The organism is Streptomyces pactum, from assembly GCF_002005225.1.
GTDB lineage: Bacteria > Actinomycetota > Actinomycetes > Streptomycetales > Streptomycetaceae > Streptomyces > Streptomyces pactum_A.
Genome location: NZ_CP019724.1, coordinates 2,357,613 through 2,374,586, shown reverse-complemented (window position 1 = coordinate 2,374,586; position 16,974 = coordinate 2,357,613). Strand labels below are relative to the sequence as shown.

Genomic DNA, 16,974 nt, shown 5'->3' with positions numbered 1-16,974 from the left:
GGCGGTGGCGCGATCGGCCCGGTCCTCCTCAGGCGCGGGTCGCCCACTCGTAGCGGTGCTCCGGTCTGCCCGCGTCGCCGTACTTGAGGGTCAGCCTGGCCCGCCCCGTGCGTTCCAGGAGCTTCAGATAGCGCTGAGCTGTCTGCCGGCTCACCCCGGTCCGCTCGGCGATCTCCTGGGCGGAGAGCGCACCGTCGGCCTTCATCAGACACTGGCGCACGAGCTCGGCGGTGGTGGGGGAGTGCCCCTTGGGCAGGCCCGGCTCCGACGGCGCCGACAGGGCGCCGAAGATGCGGTCGACCTCCGCCTGCTCCGCCTCACCACCGCCGTCGAGGGTGCGCCGCAACTCCGCGTACGCCTCCAGCTTGGCGCGCAGCCCCGCGAACGCGAACGGTTTGACCAGGTACTGCAGGGCACCCTGACGCATCGCCGCCTGGACGGTCGACACGTCCCGTGCCGCCGTCACCATGATCACGTCGGTCTGGTGGCCGCGCCGCCGCATCTCCTGGACGACTTCCAGACCAGTCCGGTCGGGCAGGTAGTGGTCCAGCAGGATCAGGTCCAGGCGGGGCAGCGTCTCCACGCTGCGCAGCGCCTCCAGCGCGCGGTGCGCCTCGCCGGCGACGTGGAAGCCCGGCACCTTCTCGACATAGGCGGCGTTGACCCGCGCGACCCGCGTGTCGTCGTCCACGACCAGGACCTCGATCATCGGGACTCCTCCTCGGCAGTGGTGTTCACGGGGGCGGCGGGGGCGGTGAGGGCGGGGCCCAGGTCCGGTTCGGCCAGTGCCTCCGGCAGGACGACGACGAACTCGGCGCCACCGCCGCGCGCCTCACAGACGGTGGCGCTGCCGCCCTGCCGCTCGGCGAGCCTGCGGACCAGCGACAGCCCGATACCGCGCCGACGGTGCGCCGGCGGCTCTTTGGTGGACCACCCGGCCGTGAACACCAGCTCGCGGCGTTCCGCCGGAATCCCGGGTCCCGTGTCACGCACCCGGAGCGTGGCGCTTCGTCCCTGCGCACGCAATTCGACCTCCACGCGCGCGTGCGGTGTTCCCGCGACGGCGTCGAGCGCGTTGTCGACCAGGTTGCCGACGACCGTGACCACACCCGAGGGGTCGACCAGCCGGTCGGGCAGCCGGGTCCGGTCCGACACGCACAGAACGACTCCGCGTTCGGCCGCGACGGTCGCCTTGCCGACCAGCAGGGCGGCGAGGCGGGGGTCCTGGATCCGCTCGGTGATCTGCTCAGCGGTGACCCGATGGTCGCCGACCACCTCGCCGACAAACTCCACGGCGTCGTCGTACATCTCCAGTTCGAGCAGACCCAGCAGGGTGTGCATGCGGTTGGCGTGCTCGTGGTCCTGGGCGCGCAGCGCGTCGATCAGGCCCTGCGTCGAGTCCAGTTCCCGGCCGAGCTGCTCCAGCTCGGTGCGGTCGCGCAGAGTGGCGACGGCACCGCCGTCGTCGGTCGGCATCCGGTTGGCGACCAGGACCCGCTGGCCGCGCACGGTCAGCAGGTCGGTGCCGGTCACCCGGCCGGCCAGGACGTCGGCCGTACGCCCCTGGCCGAGCGCTTCCTCGGGTGAGCAGCCGACGGCCTCGCCGCCGATGCCCAGCAGGCGTTGCGCCTCGTCGTTGAGCAGGCGCACCCTGCCGCCGCGGTCCAGGGCGACGACGCCCTCCCGGATGCCGTGCAGCATGGCCTCGCGCTCCGCGAGCAGGCCCGCGATGTCCGAGAAGGCCAGGTCCCGGGTCTGCCGCTGGACCCGGCGCGAGATGAGCCAGGCGGCCAGCGCGCCGACGGCCAGCGCGCCACCGGCGTACGCGAACAGCCCGGGGATGGCGTGGATCAGCCGGGCCCGGACGCTGTCGTACGCGATGCCGACCGAGACCGCGCCGACGATGTCGCCGTCGCTGTCGCGCAGCGGCACCTTGCCGCGCGCGGAGCGGCCCAGGGTGCCGTCGTCGATCTCCATGACCTCGTGGCCCGCCAGCGCCTGCCCGGGGTCGGTCGAGACGACCTCGCCGATCCGCTCCGGGTCGGTGTGCGACCAGCGCACGCCCTGCCGGTCCATCACCACGACGTACTCCGCCTTGGTGGCCTTCCGGATCCGTTCCGTTTCCCGCTGTACCGGGCCGTCCGGCGCCGGGCGGGTCGTGCGCAGGTCCCGTACGACCTGTGGCTGCTGCGCGGTGGTCTGCGCGATCGCGAGGGCACGGCGCATCGCCTGGTCGTCGAGCTGGTCACCGAGCGGCGCCAGGAACAGACCGGTCGCGAGCACGGCCACTCCCGCGGCGATCGCCAGTTGCATCAGCAGCACCTGCGAGAACACCCGCCGCGGCAGGCCGAGGCGCAGGCGGCGTGCGGGGGGAGTGGGGCTCATACCCAAGACGGTACGTGGGAGGTGGCGGCATGCCGTACGGGGTGTGGCGCGGATCTCCCGAGCGCCTCCGGAGCGAGTGGTTCGGCGGGCTCGCAGCCCTGCGCCGGCCGCCGCTCCCCGGGGGGAGTGCGCTGCTCCCGGGCTGACGCGCCCTGCGTGGTTCGCGCGCTGCTCCCGGCCTTGCGCGCTGCTCTCGGGCTTCGGTGCCGCTCCCGGCCTCGCGCACCGTTTACCGGGCTTCCGTGCTACCTCCGGGCTTCTGTGCCGCTCTCGCGGGCTCTCCGGACGCTCCCACGGCTGTCGCGTCGTTCCGCCGGCTCTCACGCCGTTCCCGAGTCTCTCCGCCCTCGTGCGGCGGCCCCCGCCGGCCTCCGGGCCGAAGAGTCAGCTCGCGAGCGCCGCCGTCACCGACAGTTCGCGCACCGCAGTGACCTCCATCCGCGCCGGTGAGCCCAGCACCGAGGCCCCGCAGCTCTCCGGACGCGGTGGCGCCGACGCGCCCTGCTCGACGGTGACCCGCCAGTGCCGGCCGTCGGCGTGGGCCAGGGTCACCTCCCAGCACGGGGCCGCACCGTCCGTGCGTACGACGTTCAGCGCCCGGGCTGCGTCCTCGCCCACGGCCGCGCGCACGGCCAGCTCGGCCGCCTGGCCGGGGCGCTCCCACGCGGAGTTGCCGCGGCAGCCCTCGAGGACGATCCGCCCCTCGGCGGCCCCGTGCAGGATGTCCTTGACCGTGTGGGCCCGGACCCGGCCGTACGTGTATCCGTGGGGCAGTACAAGTACCGTCGGCGAGAAGCGGTGACCACCCAGATGAGTGACCTCCCAGACGCCCTCGGCCCCGGACGCCGCGAGCTCGGCCGCCAGCGGCCGACCGAGGAGTGCGCAGCACCGGTCGCGCTTGCCGTTGGTGCAGACGAGAGCGAGTGGATCACCCGCATGGGGACCGCCGTCGAGTACCGAGTCGAAGGTATGGCGATCGCCGCTGCCGAGCGCGGCGAAATCGAGGTCGAGCAGCCGACGGGGCTCGGTGATCCTGGTGGCGTGCAACCACACGTTTCCCGGCACGGTGTGGGCCGCGTACACCCGGCGCTCCGTGGGGGCGCCACGGTCGGCGTCCGCGTGGCGCCCGGGACGGCGGATGAGCGCGACGCGTACTCCGGTGCCCTTCGCCGCCGTCTCCAGGGCGCGCCCCAGCGCGGGATCCAGGTGGCTCGCAGTGAGCGCCTTCGGGCCCCACGGGCCGGATTGTTCGAGCAGCAACCAGGTCCTCGCGACGGGCGCGGTGCCCGAGACGGGCTCGGCGAGGCTTCGGGAGACGGTTGAGCACGTACTCACAGAGGTGAGCCTAACCTGACTTGTGCCGTGGTGACTTCCAACCGCGCCTGAACGCTACTCCGGCAGTGGCTGAGGCGGCCTGGGACCCGAGTAGAGTCCGCTCGGACGCATACGCAGCGGCCGCTCCCCGTACTCCTCCAGCGCGTGCGCGATCCAGCCCGCCGTCCGGGCCACCGCGAAGATCGTCTCCGCTGCCGTGGAGGGCATGCCGCAGGATGCGGTGAGCACGGCGAGTGCCAGGTCGACGTTTGCGTGCAACGGGGTGTGGCGGGCGGCGGTGGCCTGGATGTCGCGGGCCGCCGCGAGTGCGGGCGCCGCCCGGGGCATGTCCTCCAGGAGGGCGAAGAGTGCACGCGCGCGTGGGTCCTCTCCGGGGTAGAGCCGGTGACCGAGTCCGGGGATGCGGCGGCCGGCCCGCAGCTCCTCCGCGACCACCGGTGCCGCGCTGCCCTGGTCGAGCACTTCCAGCAGCAGCCGGTGGGCGAGTCCGCCGGCGGCGCCGTGCAGATGGCCCTCGATCACGCCGAGCCCTGCGGACACGGCCGCGTAGGCATGCGCCCGGGCCGACGCCGCGACGCGTACGGCGAGCGTCGAGGCGGCCAGGTCGTGGTCGACGAGCAAGGAGAGCGCCCGGTCGAGGGCATGCAGCGCCGCCTCGTCGGCGGGCCGTCCGCTGAGCCGCGTCCACAGGCGATGGGCGAGCGGGTCCCGGTCGTGCCCGTCGTCGAGTACGGGCGGCAGCGCGGCGACGAGGGTGGGGATGAGGACGCGCGCGGTCCCCAGCACGGCGTCCTCGGACAGGTCGAAACGGAGTGGGTCCGCGGCCGCGGCGGCGATGGCCGCGACGCGCAGTCGGTCGGTGGGGCCGGCGTGCTCGGGCAGGGCGTCGACGGCCCGGCGGGCGAGGGCCACGGAGGCCTCGGGCGCGGTGAAGGCGACGCCGGGGCGCAACTGCCCGGTCCAGAGCCACTCGGCCACCTCTTCGTAGCTGTGGCGCGCGGTGAGTTCGACCGCGTCGACGCCCCGGTAGTAGAACCGGTCGCCCTCGATGAGGGTGATGCCGGTGCGCACGGCCAACTCCTGGCCGGATGCCGCAGGGGTGCCGCCGTCGCGCCGGTTGCGTCGGGCGAGGGCCCGTACCTCCCCGGCGTCGAAGGTGCTGCCCCGGCCGCCGGGCGTGCGTCGGCTGCCGAGCCGGCCGCGGCTGACGTACGCGTACACGGTCTCGGGTTTCACCCCGAGCAGTTCGGCCGCCTCCCTGGTGGTCAGGCGGTGCTCGCCGTGGTCGGGGTGCTCGGGCTCTTGATCGCGCATGGAGGCCACCGTATCGATCCTGCCGGTACTGACTTGAGCCGTGCATTGATTCAATCAATATTGACAGACTTTCAGTCAAGTATGGACAGTTAGGTGCAGTCGGAGGAGGTAATCATGTCCGTCAATAGAACCGCACCCGCCGCAACACCCGCCGCAACACCCGTCGAGGTGCCGCGAGGGCTCGCGGGCGTCGTGGTGGCCGACACCGAGGTCGGTGACGTGCGAGGCCTCGAGGGCTTCTACCACTACCGTCAGTACTCGGCCGTCGAGCTCGCACAGAGCCGCGGCTTCGAGGACGTCTGGCATCTCCTGGTCCACGGCGAACTGCCCGACGTCCGGCAGGGCGCCGCCTTCGCCGCCGAGACCGCGGCCCTGCGCCGGCTTCCCGACGCGGTACGCACGGCGCTGCCCGCCATCGCCGCGGCCGGCGGACGCTCCGGCCCGCTCGCCGGCATGCGCACGGGCCTTTCCCTGCTGGGCGCGGCGCTGGGCTTCCGGCCCGTGTACGACCTGTCGGCCGACCAGCGCCGCCAGGAGACCTTGGTGGCCGCCGCGGCCGTACCGACGCTGCTCACCGCGCTGCACCGGTTGGGGCGGGGACTCGAACCCGTGGAACCTCGCGAGGACCTGCCGTACGCCGCCAACTACCTCTACATGCTGACCGGTACCGAGCCGGACGAGCAGCGGACGCGCGCGGTCGAGCAGTACTTGATCTCCACCATTGATCACGGCTTCAACGCGTCGACCTTCACCGCGCGGGTCATCGCCTCGACGGGTGCGGACGTGGCGGCCTGCCTGGCCGGAGCGGTGTCGGCGTTGTCCGGTCCGCTGCACGGCGGCGCGCCGAGCCGGGCACTGGACACCCTGGACGCGATCGGCACTCCCGACCGCATCGACCCCTGGATCCGTGAGCGGGTACTGGCCGGCGACCGCATCATGGGTTTCGGTCACGCGGTCTACCGCACGGAGGACCCGCGCTCCCGGATGCTGCGAGGGGTGGCACAGCGGTTCGGTGGTCCGCGCGTGGAGTTCGCCGTCGAGGTGGAGCGACAGGTCGAGGTGATCCTCGCGGAGCTGAAACCGGGGCGCGAGCTCCACACGAACGTCGAGTTCTACGCGGGCGTGGTCATGGAGCTGTGCGGTCTGCCGCGCGAGATGTTCACGCCGACGTTCGCGGCAGCGCGGGTGGTGGGGTGGAGCGCCAACATCCTGGAGCAGGCCTCGGACTCGAAGATCATCCGTCCGGCGGCGCGGTACGTGGGTCCCCAGGCGCCGGTCGGGGTACCCGCGGCGGGCTGAGCACGCGAGCGGCCTGGTGCCGTTCGGGCGCCAGGCCTGGTCGGGGAGCGTCGAGCGGGACGGGGTGCCGGGCTGCTCGGCGGTGGGGCGTCCGGCGCGGGTGACGGTGGAGGCGGCCGGAGACGCGGGCGGTGACGTCAGGCGTCGGGGATGTCCGCCTTGGCGCGGATCAGGGTTTCCCGGCTGACCACGACGATGCGTTCGTAGTCGGCACGCCCGGCGTCGGCGGGCAGCTCACGCTCAAGCGCCTCGGTGGCCTCGGTGCCGATGACGGCGAAGTTGCCGTCGCTCAGTTCGAACACATCGGGGCAGGTGGATCCCGAGTTACTGCCCCGGGCGCTGGGAGGCACACCGATGCGGCGCACGATCTTCAAAGGTACCGGTCCTTATGAACAGAGAGTCTGCGGAGTGATGGCGAGCACACGGTACTGGGGATTTCGGGACTCTTGTGACTCGATGGTCGAACCCACTCCGACGTGTCCCCGAGATGGGTGTGTTGACCGCGCCGCGGAGCGGGCGGCTGTTCAGTCGGTCGGGGGATTGCCCACGACCCACCATTCCTCCGTGTCGGCCTCCTCGAGGTCCCTGACGAGGTCGTCGACCATGCGTCCCAGCCGCGCTTCCTCGGAGGCCTCGTTGAGGGAGTCGCGCATGTTCCCCGACGCCTGCCAGTACGCGCGGAATACGGGACTCTGGAAGAACTCACGCAGGTGCCTGTACAGCTCCTCCCGGTCCAGCAACCCCATGCGGTGGGTGTGGAACAGGTACGTGTACCAGGCGTTGGCGTAGAAGAACTGGCGGCGCCTCGCGGCCGGGACGTCCTTGTCGTACGTGTCGATGACCTCGGCCAGGGACGGGTCGTCGATCGCCCTGGCCAGCAACTCCCAGTGCATGCGCTGCTGATGCCGCAGCGACTCGCGCCGGATGGCCAGTTCCTCCAGCTCCAACTGTCGCTCGTGCAGACGGGCCTTCTCCAGCCCTCGCCGGCGCGCGGCCAGCGTCACCCCCGTGGCGAGCAGCATGCCGGCCGCGGCGGAGCCGAACCTCCCCGTGATGTTCTTCCGTGTGACCATGTCAACCCCCGAATCAGGCGACCGCCCGCCGGTCGTCGAGTGCGGGTCGGCTGACGGGGACCGGCGAGCGATGGGTGGTGCTGCCGCCTCCAGAGTGCCGAGCGGCGCTGACCGGCGGGGAGGCGGAGAGGCGGCGCACGGAGGGAAGCGAGGGTCGCACGGTCCGGCGCCATGCAAAACGTCTGCCCAGCAAGTGCTGCTAACAATCGTTCACTCCCCGGGCACTCCGCCGGCTCGTATCCTGAGCAGGCAATTCCGTACGTGGGCGTACGCCCTGCCGCGGGCCGGCGTACGCGTAGGTGAGAGAGAGGTCGCACGGTGGGGCATCGCCCGACTCCGCAGCAGATCCCGGTCGTCGTGCTCGCCGGATTCCTCGGCTCCGGAAAGACCACACTCCTCAACCACTTCCTCCACCGCAGCGGAGGCAGCCGCATCGGCGCCATCGTCAACGACTTCGGTTCGATCGAGATCGACGCGATGGCCGTCGCCGGCGCACTCGGCGACTCCACCGTGTCGCTCGGCAACGGGTGCCTGTGCTGCGCCGTCGACGCGAGTGAACTCGACGGGTACCTGGAGCGGCTCGCCCGCCCCGACGCGGGCATCGACGTCATCGTCATCGAGGCCAGCGGTCTCGCCGAGCCGCAGGAACTCGTGCGCATGCTCCTCGCCAGCGAGCAGACCGGGGTGGTCTACGGCGGACTCGTCGAGGTCGTCGACGCCGCCGAGTTCGACGACACGCGCGCCAAGCACCCGGAGATCGACCGGCACCTGGCGCTCGCCGACCTGATCGTGGTCAACAAGACCGACCGGGCCCCGGACGCCGAGGCCGTACTCGCGCTCGTCCGGTCGCTCGGCGACCGCGCCGCCGTCGTGCCCGCCACCTACGGCCGCATCGACCCCGAGTTCCTCTACGACTGCCGGCCGAGCGAGGAGCGCGTGGGGCAGCTCTCCTTCGACGACCTGCACGACCACTCCGGGGGCGGCGCACACGCCGAGCACCTGCACGCCGCCTACGACACCCTCTCGTTCGTCTCCGACCTGCCGCTCGACCCGCGCCGGCTCATGCGGTTCCTCGACAGCCGGCCCGAGGGCCTGTACCGGATCAAGGGGTACGTCGACTTCGGCCCGTACGACACGCGCAACCGGTACGCCGTACACGCCGTCGGCAGATTTCTGCGCTTCTACCCCGAACCCTGGAAGCCCGCCGACGCCCGCCGCACCCAGCTCGTGCTCATCGGCTCCGGCATCGACGCCCCCGCCCTCGCCGAGGAACTCGACGCGTGCCGCGGGGACGCCGACGCCTCACCCGCCGACGAGCACGGTATGTGGGGCGTCCTGCGCTACGTACCGGACCCTGACGGCGAGGAGCCCCAGGCCGAGGAGCTCCACGCCGAGGAACCGGGCGGCGAGGAGTGGCCGCCCGCCCCTTAGGCGGGCCCCGCCACCACCGACACCGTCTTCGGCAGCGACACGCCCGAGCCGTCGCGGCGCGGGTCGATGTCCGGGAGCTGGGCCGGGGTGCCGTTCTTCTGCGCGGCGAGCGCCGGGGTGGCGCCCGCCCAGGCGAAGGCCAGGCAGTCCTCGCCCTTCAGGAACCGCTGGCAGCGCACGCCACCCGTGGCGCGGCCCTTGCGCGGGTACTGGTCGAACGGGGTGAGCTTGGCCGTGGTCTGGACGGAGTCGTCCAGCGTGCCGCGCGAACCGGCGACCGTGAAGACCACGGCCTCCGCGGCCGGGTCCACCGCGGTGAAGGAGATGACCTTGGCGCCGTCGGTGAGCTTGACGCCCGCCACACCGCCCGCCGGACGGCCCTGCGGTCGGACCTGCGAGGCCTGGTAGCGCAGCAGTTGCGCGTCGTCCGTGATGAAGACCAGGTCCTCGTCGCCGGTGCGCAGCTCGGCGCCGCCGACGATCCGGTCGCCATCCTTGAGGGTGATGACCTCCAACTCGTCCTTGTTGGAGGGGTAGTCGGGCACCACGCGCTTGACGACACCCTGCTCGGTGCCGAGCGCCAGACCGGGCGAGGACTCGTCCAGCGTGGTCAGGCAGACGACCGTCTCGTCGTCCTCCAGGGTCACGAACTCCGCCAGCGGTGCGCCCCCCGAGAGGTTCGGCGTCGGCATGGGCTCCGGGAGCTGGGGCAGGTCCACGACGTTCACCCGCAGCAGACGCCCGGCCGACGTCACCACGCCCACCTCGCCGCGCGCCGTGGCCGGCACCGCCGAGACGATCAGGTCGTGCTTGACGCGCTTGGCGCCCGCCTCCGTGACGAGCGGCTCGTCGTTCGCGGTGCGGGCCAGCAGGCCCGTCGAGGACAGCAGCACCCGGCACGGGTCGTCCGCCACCTGGAGCGGAACGGCGGCGACCGGGGCACCGGACGACTCCAGCAGCGTCGTACGGCGGTCGGTGCCGAACTTCTTGGCCACCGAGGCGAGTTCGGCGGAGACCAGCTTGCGCAGCTCCGCGTCCGAGTCGAGGATCCGGGTCAGCTCCTCGATCTCCGCCTTCAGCCGTTCCTTCTCCGACTCCAGCTCGATGCGGTCGAACTTGGTGAGCCGGCGCAGCGGTGTGTCCAGGATGTACTGGGTCTGGACGTCGCTGAGCGAGAAGTGCTCCATCAGGCGCTGCTTGGCCTGTGCGGAGTTCTCACTGGAGCGGATGAGGCGGATGACCTCGTCGATGTCGACCAGGGCGGTGAGCAGGCCCTCGACCAGGTGCAGACGGTCGCGCTTCTTGCCGCGGCGGAACTCGCTGCGGCGCCGGACGACGTTGAACCGGTGGTCGAGGTAGACCTCCAGCAGTTCCTTGAGGCCCAGGGTGAGCGGCTGGCCGTCCACCAGGGCGACGTTGTTGATGCCGAAGGACTCCTCCATCGGCGTCAGCTTGTAGAGCTGCTCCAGGACGGCCTCCGGCACGAAGCCGTTCTTGATCTCGATGACCAGGCGCAGCCCGTGCTCGCGGTCGGTGAGGTCCTTGACGTCGGCGATGCCCTGGAGCTTCTTCGAGCCGACCAGGTCCTTGATCTTGGCGATGACCTTCTCCGGGCCGACCGCGAAGGGCAGCTCGGTCACGACGAGACCCTTGCGGCGGGCCGTCACCGTGTCGACGGCGACGGTCGCCCGGATCTTGAAGGTGCCGCGGCCCGTCTCGTAGGCGTCCCGGATGCCGGGCAGGCCGACGATCCGGCCGCCGGTGGGCAGGTCGGGGCCCGGAACGTGCTTCATGAGAGCTTCGAGGTCGGCGTTCGGGTACCGGATCAGGTGCCGGGCGGCCGCGATCACCTCGCGCAGATTGTGCGGCGGCATGTTCGTGGCCATGCCGACCGCGATGCCGGAGGCGCCGTTGACCAGCAGGTTCGGGAAGGCGGCGGGCAGCGCCACCGGCTCGAGTTCCTGGCCGTCGTAGTTGGGGCCGAAGTCGACGGTGTCCTCGTCGATGGACTCCGTCATCAGGCTGGTGGCCTCGGCCATCCGGCACTCGGTGTACCGCATGGCGGCCGGCGGGTCGTCGTTGCCCAGGGAACCGAAGTTGCCGTGGCCGTCCACCAGGGGGACGCGCATCGAGAAGGGCTGGGCCATGCGCACCAGCGCGTCGTAGATCGACGCGTCGCCGTGCGGGTGCAGCTTGCCCATGACCTCGCCGACGACGCGGGCGCACTTCACATAGCTGCGCTCGGGCCGCAGGCCCATCTCGTTCATCTGGTACACGATGCGGCGGTGCACCGGCTTGAGGCCGTCGCGGGCGTCCGGCAGTGCACGGGAGTAGATGACCGAGTACGCGTACTCGAGGAAGGAGCCCTGCATCTCGTCGACGACGTCGATGTCGAGGATCTTCTCCTCGTACGAGTCGTCGGGCGGCGGGGTCTTCGTACTACGGCGGGCCATCGCTGCCGGCTCCTTGCTGAAGCGTGAACGGTGATCTGACGAGGTCCATTGTGGACTGCGGCACTGACAGCGACCGACCAGGACCCGTCACGGGCTGCCCGGCCCGGCGCTGCCCGCAGGGTACGCCCTCGTCCCGCGCGCTCGCCCCCCGTCTGGCCGCCGGCCCCGTTCTCGCTCTCGGCGTACGGGGTCCGGGAACTCCACCGGTGTCCCGCACGCTTGCATACAGTGGCAGGATCGGCGGAATTCCGCAGTTCCGCCCAATGATCCACCAAGTGATTCCACCAAGGATTCCGCGATCGAAGGGACGTACATGCCCATGGGTCACACGGCCACAGCCCAGGCAGACTCCGGCGGCCTGACAGCGACCGAGCACCGCCTGGCCAACGGCCTGCGCGTGGTGCTCTCCGAGGACCACCTGACCCCGGTCGCGGCGGTGTGCCTCTGGTACGACGTCGGCTCGCGCCACGAGGTCAAGGGGCGCACCGGCCTGGCTCACCTTTTCGAGCACCTCATGTTCCAGGGCTCCGCCCAGGTCAAGGGCAACGGCCATTTCGAGCTGGTACAGGGAGCCGGCGGCTCGCTCAACGGCACCACCAGCTTCGAGCGCACCAACTACTTCGAGACCATGCCCGCCCACCAGCTCGAGCTCGCCCTCTGGCTGGAGGCCGACCGCATGGGCTCCCTGCTGGCCGCGCTGGACGACGAGTCGATGGAGAACCAGCGGGACGTCGTCAAGAACGAACGCCGCCAGCGCTACGACAACGTGCCCTACGGCACGGCCTTCGAGAAGCTGACCGCCCTCGCCTACCCGGAGGGCCACCCCTACCACCACACGCCGATCGGCTCCATGGCCGACCTGGACGCGGCCACGCTGGAGGACGCGCGCGCGTTCTTCCGCACCTACTACGCGCCGAACAACGCGGTGCTCTCGGTCGTCGGCGACATCGACCCCGAGCAGACGCTCGCCTGGATCGAGAAGTACTTCGGCTCCATCGCCTCGCACGACGGCAAGCAGCCCCCCCGGGACGGCTCACTGCCCGACGTCATGGGCGGGCAGTTGCGCGAGATCGTCGAGGAGGAGGTCCCGGCCCGCGCCCTGATGGCGGCCTACCGTCTGCCGGAGGACGGCACGCGCGCGTGCGACGCGGCGGACCTGGCCCTCACCGTCCTGGGCGGTGGCGAGTCGTCCCGCCTGTACAACCGGCTGGTACGGCGTGACCGCACAGCCGTCGCCGCCGGATTCGGCCTGCTGCGGCTCGCCGGAGCACCCTCCCTCGGGTGGCTGGACGTGAAGACGTCCGGTGACGTCGAGGTGCCGGTCATCGAGACCGCCATCGACGAGGAGCTCGCCCGGTTCGCCGAGGAGGGCCCCACGGCCGAGGAGATGGAGCGCGCCCAGGCCCAGTTGGAACGCGAGTGGCTGGACCGCCTGGGCACGGTCGCGGGCCGCGCCGACGAACTGTGCCGGTACGCCGTCCTGTTCGGTGACCCGCAGCTCGCCCTCACCGCCGTACAGCGGGTGCTCGAGGTGACGGCCGAGGAGGTCCAGGAGGTCGCCAAGGCCCGCCTGCGCCCCGACAACCGCGCGGTGCTCGTCTACGAGCCGACCGCCCCCGCCGACGACGCCGAAGCCGACCCGAACGACGCCACCGACGAGAACGAGGAGGCGGCCAAGTGACCGAGCTCGCCACCATGGAATTCCACGCCCAGCCGCAGGCCGGCGAGCCCAAGCCGTGGGCGTTCCCGGCCCCCGGGCGCGGCAGCCTCGGCAACGGCCTCACCGTCCTGCGCTGCCATCGCCCCGGCCAGCAGGTCGTCGCCGTGGAGGTGCTCCTCGACGCGCCCCTGGACGCCGAGCCCACCGGTCTCGACGGTGTCGCCACGATCATGGCGCGCGCCTTCTCCGAGGGCACGGACAAGCACTCCGCCGAGGAGTTCGCCGCCGAGCTCGAGCGCTGCGGCGCGACCCTGGACGCACACGCAGACCACCCCGGCGTCCGGCTGAGCCTGGAGGTGCCCGTCTCGCGCCTCGCCAAGGCCCTCGGCCTGGTCGCCGACGCCCTCAGGGCGCCCGCCTTCGCGGACGGGGAGGTCGAACGGCTGGTCCGGAACCGGCTCGACGAGATTCCGCACGAGCTGGCCAACCCCGCCCGCCGGGCGGCCAAGGAGCTGTACAAGGAGCTGTTCCCGGCCGGCACGCGCATGTCGCGCCCGCGGCAGGGCACCGAGGAGACGGTGGCGAGCATCGACTCGGCGGCCGTGCGGGCCTTCTACGAGAAGCACGTCCGGCCCGCCACGGCCACCGCCGTGGTCGTCGGCGACCTCACCGGCGTCGACCTCGACGCGCTGCTCGGAGAGACGCTGGGCGCGTGGGCCGGCTCCGCGGCCGAGGCGCGGCCCGTAGCCCCGATCACCGCCGACGACACCGGCCGGGTCGTCATCGTGGACCGGCCCGGTGCCGTCCAGACCCAGTTGCTCATCGGCCGCACCGGCGCGGACCGGCACGACCGGGTGTGGCCCGCGCAGGTGCTCGGGACGTACTGCCTCGGCGGCACCCTCACCTCGCGCCTGGACCGCGTCCTGCGCGAGGAGAAGGGCTACACCTACGGCGTACGGGCGTTCGGGCAGGTCCTGCGTTCCGCGCCCGACGGCACGGGCGCCGCCATGCTCGCCATCAGCGGCTCCGTGGACACCCCCAACACGGGTCCCGCCCTGGACGACCTGTGGACGGTGCTGCGCAAGCTCGCCGCGGAGGGGCTCACCGACGCCGAGCGGGACGTGGCCGTGCAGAACCTGGTGGGCGTGGCGCCGCTGAAGTACGAGACGGCGGCGGCCGTGGCGAGCACCCTGGCCGACCAGGTCGAGCAGCACCTGCCCGACGACTACCAGGCGACGCTGTACCGCCAACTCGCCGCCACGGGCACGGTGGAGGCCACGGCGGCGGTCGTGAACGCCTTCCCGGTGGACCGGCTGGTCACCGTCCTCGTCGGCGACGCGGCACAGATCAAGGAGCCCGTCGAGGCCCTCGGTATCGGTGAAGTCACCGTGGTGGCGGCCGAGTAGCGGCACGCGCGCGTGGCGGCCCTGGTGACCCGAGTGTCACCAGGGCCGCCATTTGTCCGAATTGGGGGAGAGGCTGCCCGTCTGCCCTGTGGCGTGCGCTACAAAAAGCTTGTTGCGTTTGAGGATTGAAGACAGCCGCGTTTAGCGTCATCCGGGCTGTTCGTCAGGCAGTGCGCCGCATCCGCGGCACCGGACAGTCATCGCCGAGTCCCCGTACGGCGCGAGCCAGGGGAGCCGGGGACCCATGCAGTCCCTGGGGTGAATCGGACGCCCGCGCGCAGCGAGGGGGTCCGTAGGAGACCTTCCACCTCCGAACCCGTCAGCTAACCCGGTAGGCGAGAGGGAAGGAAAGGACCAGCCTCTACATGGCGTTCACGCGCGCCACCGGGAAGCACCGCCGTCCCAGCCGGGTGCACCGCACCACCGCCCGCGCGGCGGGTGTCGCGGCCCTCGCCACCACCGGCGTCGTCGGCACCCTCGCGGCTCCGGCGCTCGCCGCCGAGTCCGAGGCGGAGCAGAGCGGACTCACCCCGGTCATCACCATCGGCGACTCCATAGCCGACGAGATCGACGCCCAGGCCACCGCCCAGGAGCGGGCGGCACTGCACGCCGCCGCCCGTGAGGCGGCCCAGGAGGCCGCGCGCGAGCGGGCGGCCGAGGCGGCCGAGCAGGCGCGCGAGGCCAAGGAGCGCGCCGCACGTGAGGCGGAGCGCAAGCGGCTCAACACCTTCGTGTCGCCGATCACCGCGTCCTACGTCTCCACCGCCTATCAGGCGGGCAGCTCCCTGTGGTCCTCCGGCAGCCACACCGGCATCGACTTCCACGCCTCCAGCGGTACCACCGTCCACGCGGTCGGCGTCGGCACCGTCGTGGAGGCCGGCTGGGGCGGGGCGTACGGCAACCAGGTCGTCATCAAGATGCACGACGGTACGTACACGCAGTACGGCCACCTGTCGTCCATCGGCGTCTCGGTCGGCCAGTCGGTCGTCCCCGGGCAGCAGATCGGCCTCTCCGGCGCCACCGGCAACGTCACCGGACCGCACCTGCACTTCGAGGCTCGCACGAGCCCCGAGTACGGCTCGGACATGGACCCCCTCGCGTATCTCCGCTCCCACGGCGTCAACCTCTGACGACGGACGGTGCGGCACCCGAGAGCCCCGGCTTCACGAGCCGGGGCTTTCGCGGTTTCCGGCCGCGGCTCCGGTACCGCCGTCGTCCCAAAAAATGTCCATGAAATCCGCCTCGCCGTCGGAATATCCGCGTGATTGCCCTAGAGTCACTGAACACACGTCAATGGTCGACGTTTCACGGGGATTAAGTCGGAGGTCGGGCATGCGTATTCCGGCGCATTCGGTGTGCACGGCGATCCGGGACGACATCGTCACCGGCGTCCACGGGCGAGGCAGCCGGCTGACCGAGGAACTCCTGGCCCGCCGCTACGGCGTCTCCCGCGTCCCCGTCCGTGAGGCCCTGCGCACGCTGGAGGCCGAGGGCTTCGTGGTGACACGGCGGCACGCGGGCGCGTGCGTCGCGGAACCCACCGAGCAGGAGGCCGCCGACCTCCTGGAGACGCGCATGCTCCTTGAACCCCTGGGCGCATCCCGGGCCGCCCGGCGCCGCACCGAGGCGCACCTCAAGGTGCTCCGCGGGCTGGTCAGGCTCGGACGGGAACGCGCCAGGCAGGGCAACAGCGAGGACCTGCGCTCACTGGACGGCTGGTTCCACGACACCCTCGCCCAGTCCGTCGGCAGCCCTTCCCTGACGGCCATGCTGGCCCAACTGCGCCACAAGATCGCCTGGATGTACGCCGTGGAGCCGCCGGCCGGGCCCGTGGAGAACTGGGCGGAGCACGGTGCGATCGTCGACGCGGTGGCCCGGGGCGACGGCGAGCGCGCGCGTGCGCTCATGACGCTGCACACCGAGCGGTCGACGTCGGCGCACAGGCTGCGATTCTCCTCCGGCGGGGGACGGGCGGAACGTGTGAGGAACTCGCAACGTGCCGTAAACACTCCGAGCCTGCGGTATTAACACGGGCACCGTATACAAAGAGAGGGAAAAGCGGGGGTCGCTTTCTGCTGCCTTCAAAAGGTGAGCGATTGGAAAGTGGAAAGCGAAAGGCCCGCCCAGTTTTCCGGGCGGGCCTTTCGTGCTGCCGTTGTCAGACGGTTTCGGGGAGTTCCTCGAGCCCCTCGGAGACCAGCTTCGCGAGCCGGTCCAGGGCGGCGTCCGCGCCCTCGGCGTCGGCGGCGAGGACGATCTCCTCGCCGCCCTGGGCGCCGAGGCCGAGGACGGCCAGCATGGAGGCCGCGTTGACGGGGGAACCGTCGGCCTTGGCGATCGTCACCGGGACGCCTGTGGCCGTGGCGGCTCGGACGAAGATGGAGGCGGGGCGGGCGTGGAGACCCTCGGCCCAGCCGACGTTGACGCGGCGCTCAGCCATGTGATGCTGCCCTTCAGGTGTTCAAGGTTTCATGTTGTCTAGACCAGTCTTGTCTAGACCAGTTTCCCATATCGTGAAGCGTGGGTGTACGGCACCGTGCGCCGTCCCGTGTGGTCGTCGGACCGCGGCCTCGGCCCGACCTTCCGTCCTCCACAGACTGCCTCGCGCCGTTGTCGTA

General features: G+C 71.6%; 14 protein-coding genes and 1 riboswitch. Of the genes, 6 read left to right on the top strand and 8 right to left on the bottom strand.

Going from position 1 to position 16,974, the window contains the following annotated elements:
- Positions 1-28: 28 nt before the first annotated feature.
- The 4 genes from B1H29_RS09615 to B1H29_RS09600 all read right to left on the bottom strand — a co-directional run bounded on the left by B1H29_RS09615 (position 29) and on the right by B1H29_RS09600 (position 5,034).
- The gene (locus B1H29_RS09615; RefSeq protein ID WP_055419843.1) at positions 29-709 is read right to left on the bottom strand and encodes a response regulator; all 681 of its coding nucleotides are present in this window, start codon (positions 707-709) and stop codon (positions 29-31) included.
- Positions 706-2,385: an ATP-binding protein gene (locus B1H29_RS09610; protein WP_055419842.1), complete on the bottom strand. Its 1,680-nt coding sequence runs from the start codon at positions 2,383-2,385 to the stop codon at positions 706-708. Before B1H29_RS09610 ends, B1H29_RS09615 begins: the two co-directional genes overlap by 4 nt.
- 384 nt (positions 2,386-2,769) lie before the next feature.
- Positions 2,770-3,720 carry a sucrase ferredoxin gene (locus B1H29_RS09605; protein ID WP_055419841.1) on the bottom strand — a complete coding sequence of 317 codons (951 nt, stop codon included), beginning with the start codon at positions 3,718-3,720 and terminating at the stop codon, positions 2,770-2,772.
- A 54-nt stretch (positions 3,721-3,774) separates the two neighbouring features.
- Entirely contained in the window at positions 3,775-5,034 is a 1,260-nt protein-coding gene (locus tag B1H29_RS09600; RefSeq protein WP_055419993.1) for a citrate synthase, read from the bottom strand.
- A 114-nt stretch (positions 5,035-5,148) separates the two neighbouring features.
- Between B1H29_RS09600 and B1H29_RS09595 the strand changes: the two genes are divergently transcribed.
- Entirely contained in the window at positions 5,149-6,333 is a 1,185-nt protein-coding gene (locus B1H29_RS09595; protein ID WP_055419840.1) for a citrate synthase/methylcitrate synthase, read from the top strand.
- Positions 6,334-6,470: 137 nt separating this feature from the next.
- Here the strand turns inward: B1H29_RS09595 and B1H29_RS09590 are convergent, their stop codons facing one another.
- Together B1H29_RS09590 and B1H29_RS09585 are read right to left on the bottom strand one after the other, a co-directional pair.
- Positions 6,471-6,707, bottom strand: a complete 237-nt coding sequence (locus tag B1H29_RS09590; protein WP_079160129.1) for a hypothetical protein — start codon at positions 6,705-6,707, stop codon at positions 6,471-6,473.
- A 150-nt stretch (positions 6,708-6,857) separates the two neighbouring features.
- Positions 6,858-7,406: a DUF6082 family protein gene (locus tag B1H29_RS09585; RefSeq protein WP_055419839.1), complete on the bottom strand. Its 549-nt coding sequence runs from the start codon at positions 7,404-7,406 to the stop codon at positions 6,858-6,860.
- Positions 7,407-7,724: 318 nt separating this feature from the next.
- Between B1H29_RS09585 and B1H29_RS09580 the strand changes: the two genes are divergently transcribed.
- Entirely contained in the window at positions 7,725-8,837 is a 1,113-nt protein-coding gene (locus B1H29_RS09580; protein WP_055419838.1) for a CobW family GTP-binding protein, read from the top strand.
- On the opposite strand, the gene B1H29_RS09575 is transcribed toward B1H29_RS09580, so the two are convergent.
- A complete protein-coding gene (locus B1H29_RS09575; protein WP_055419837.1) occupies positions 8,834-11,290 on the bottom strand; it encodes a DNA gyrase/topoisomerase IV subunit A in 2,457 nt (818 codons plus the stop codon). The genes B1H29_RS09580 and B1H29_RS09575 overlap by 4 nt on opposite strands.
- A 313-nt stretch (positions 11,291-11,603) precedes the next feature.
- Here B1H29_RS09575 and B1H29_RS09570 point away from each other — a divergent pair, with 313 nt between their 5' ends.
- The 4 genes from B1H29_RS09570 (at position 11,604) to B1H29_RS09555 (ending at position 16,384) form a co-directional block, all read left to right on the top strand.
- Positions 11,604-12,971, top strand: coding sequence for a M16 family metallopeptidase (locus B1H29_RS09570; protein ID WP_055419836.1), 1,368 nt, complete (start codon positions 11,604-11,606; stop codon positions 12,969-12,971).
- Entirely contained in the window at positions 12,968-14,356 is a 1,389-nt protein-coding gene (locus B1H29_RS09565) for a M16 family metallopeptidase (RefSeq protein ID WP_055419835.1), read from the top strand. Before B1H29_RS09570 ends, B1H29_RS09565 begins: the two co-directional genes overlap by 4 nt.
- A gap of 191 nt (positions 14,357-14,547) precedes the next feature.
- Positions 14,548-14,709, top strand: a riboswitch (cyclic di-AMP (ydaO/yuaA leader).
- Positions 14,710-14,721: 12 nt separating this feature from the next.
- On the top strand, positions 14,722-15,486 hold the full coding sequence (locus B1H29_RS09560) for a M23 family metallopeptidase (RefSeq protein ID WP_055419834.1): 765 nt from the start codon (positions 14,722-14,724) through the stop codon (positions 15,484-15,486).
- Between the two features lie 202 nt (positions 15,487-15,688).
- Positions 15,689-16,384 (top strand): GntR family transcriptional regulator, encoded by a 696-nt coding sequence (locus B1H29_RS09555; protein ID WP_055419833.1) that lies wholly within the window; start codon positions 15,689-15,691, stop codon positions 16,382-16,384.
- Positions 16,385-16,514: 130 nt separating this feature from the next.
- On the opposite strand, the gene B1H29_RS09550 is transcribed toward B1H29_RS09555, so the two are convergent.
- Positions 16,515-16,796 carry an HPr family phosphocarrier protein gene (locus B1H29_RS09550; protein ID WP_055419832.1) on the bottom strand — a complete coding sequence of 94 codons (282 nt, stop codon included), beginning with the start codon at positions 16,794-16,796 and terminating at the stop codon, positions 16,515-16,517.
- Positions 16,797-16,974: the final 178 nt, after the last annotated feature.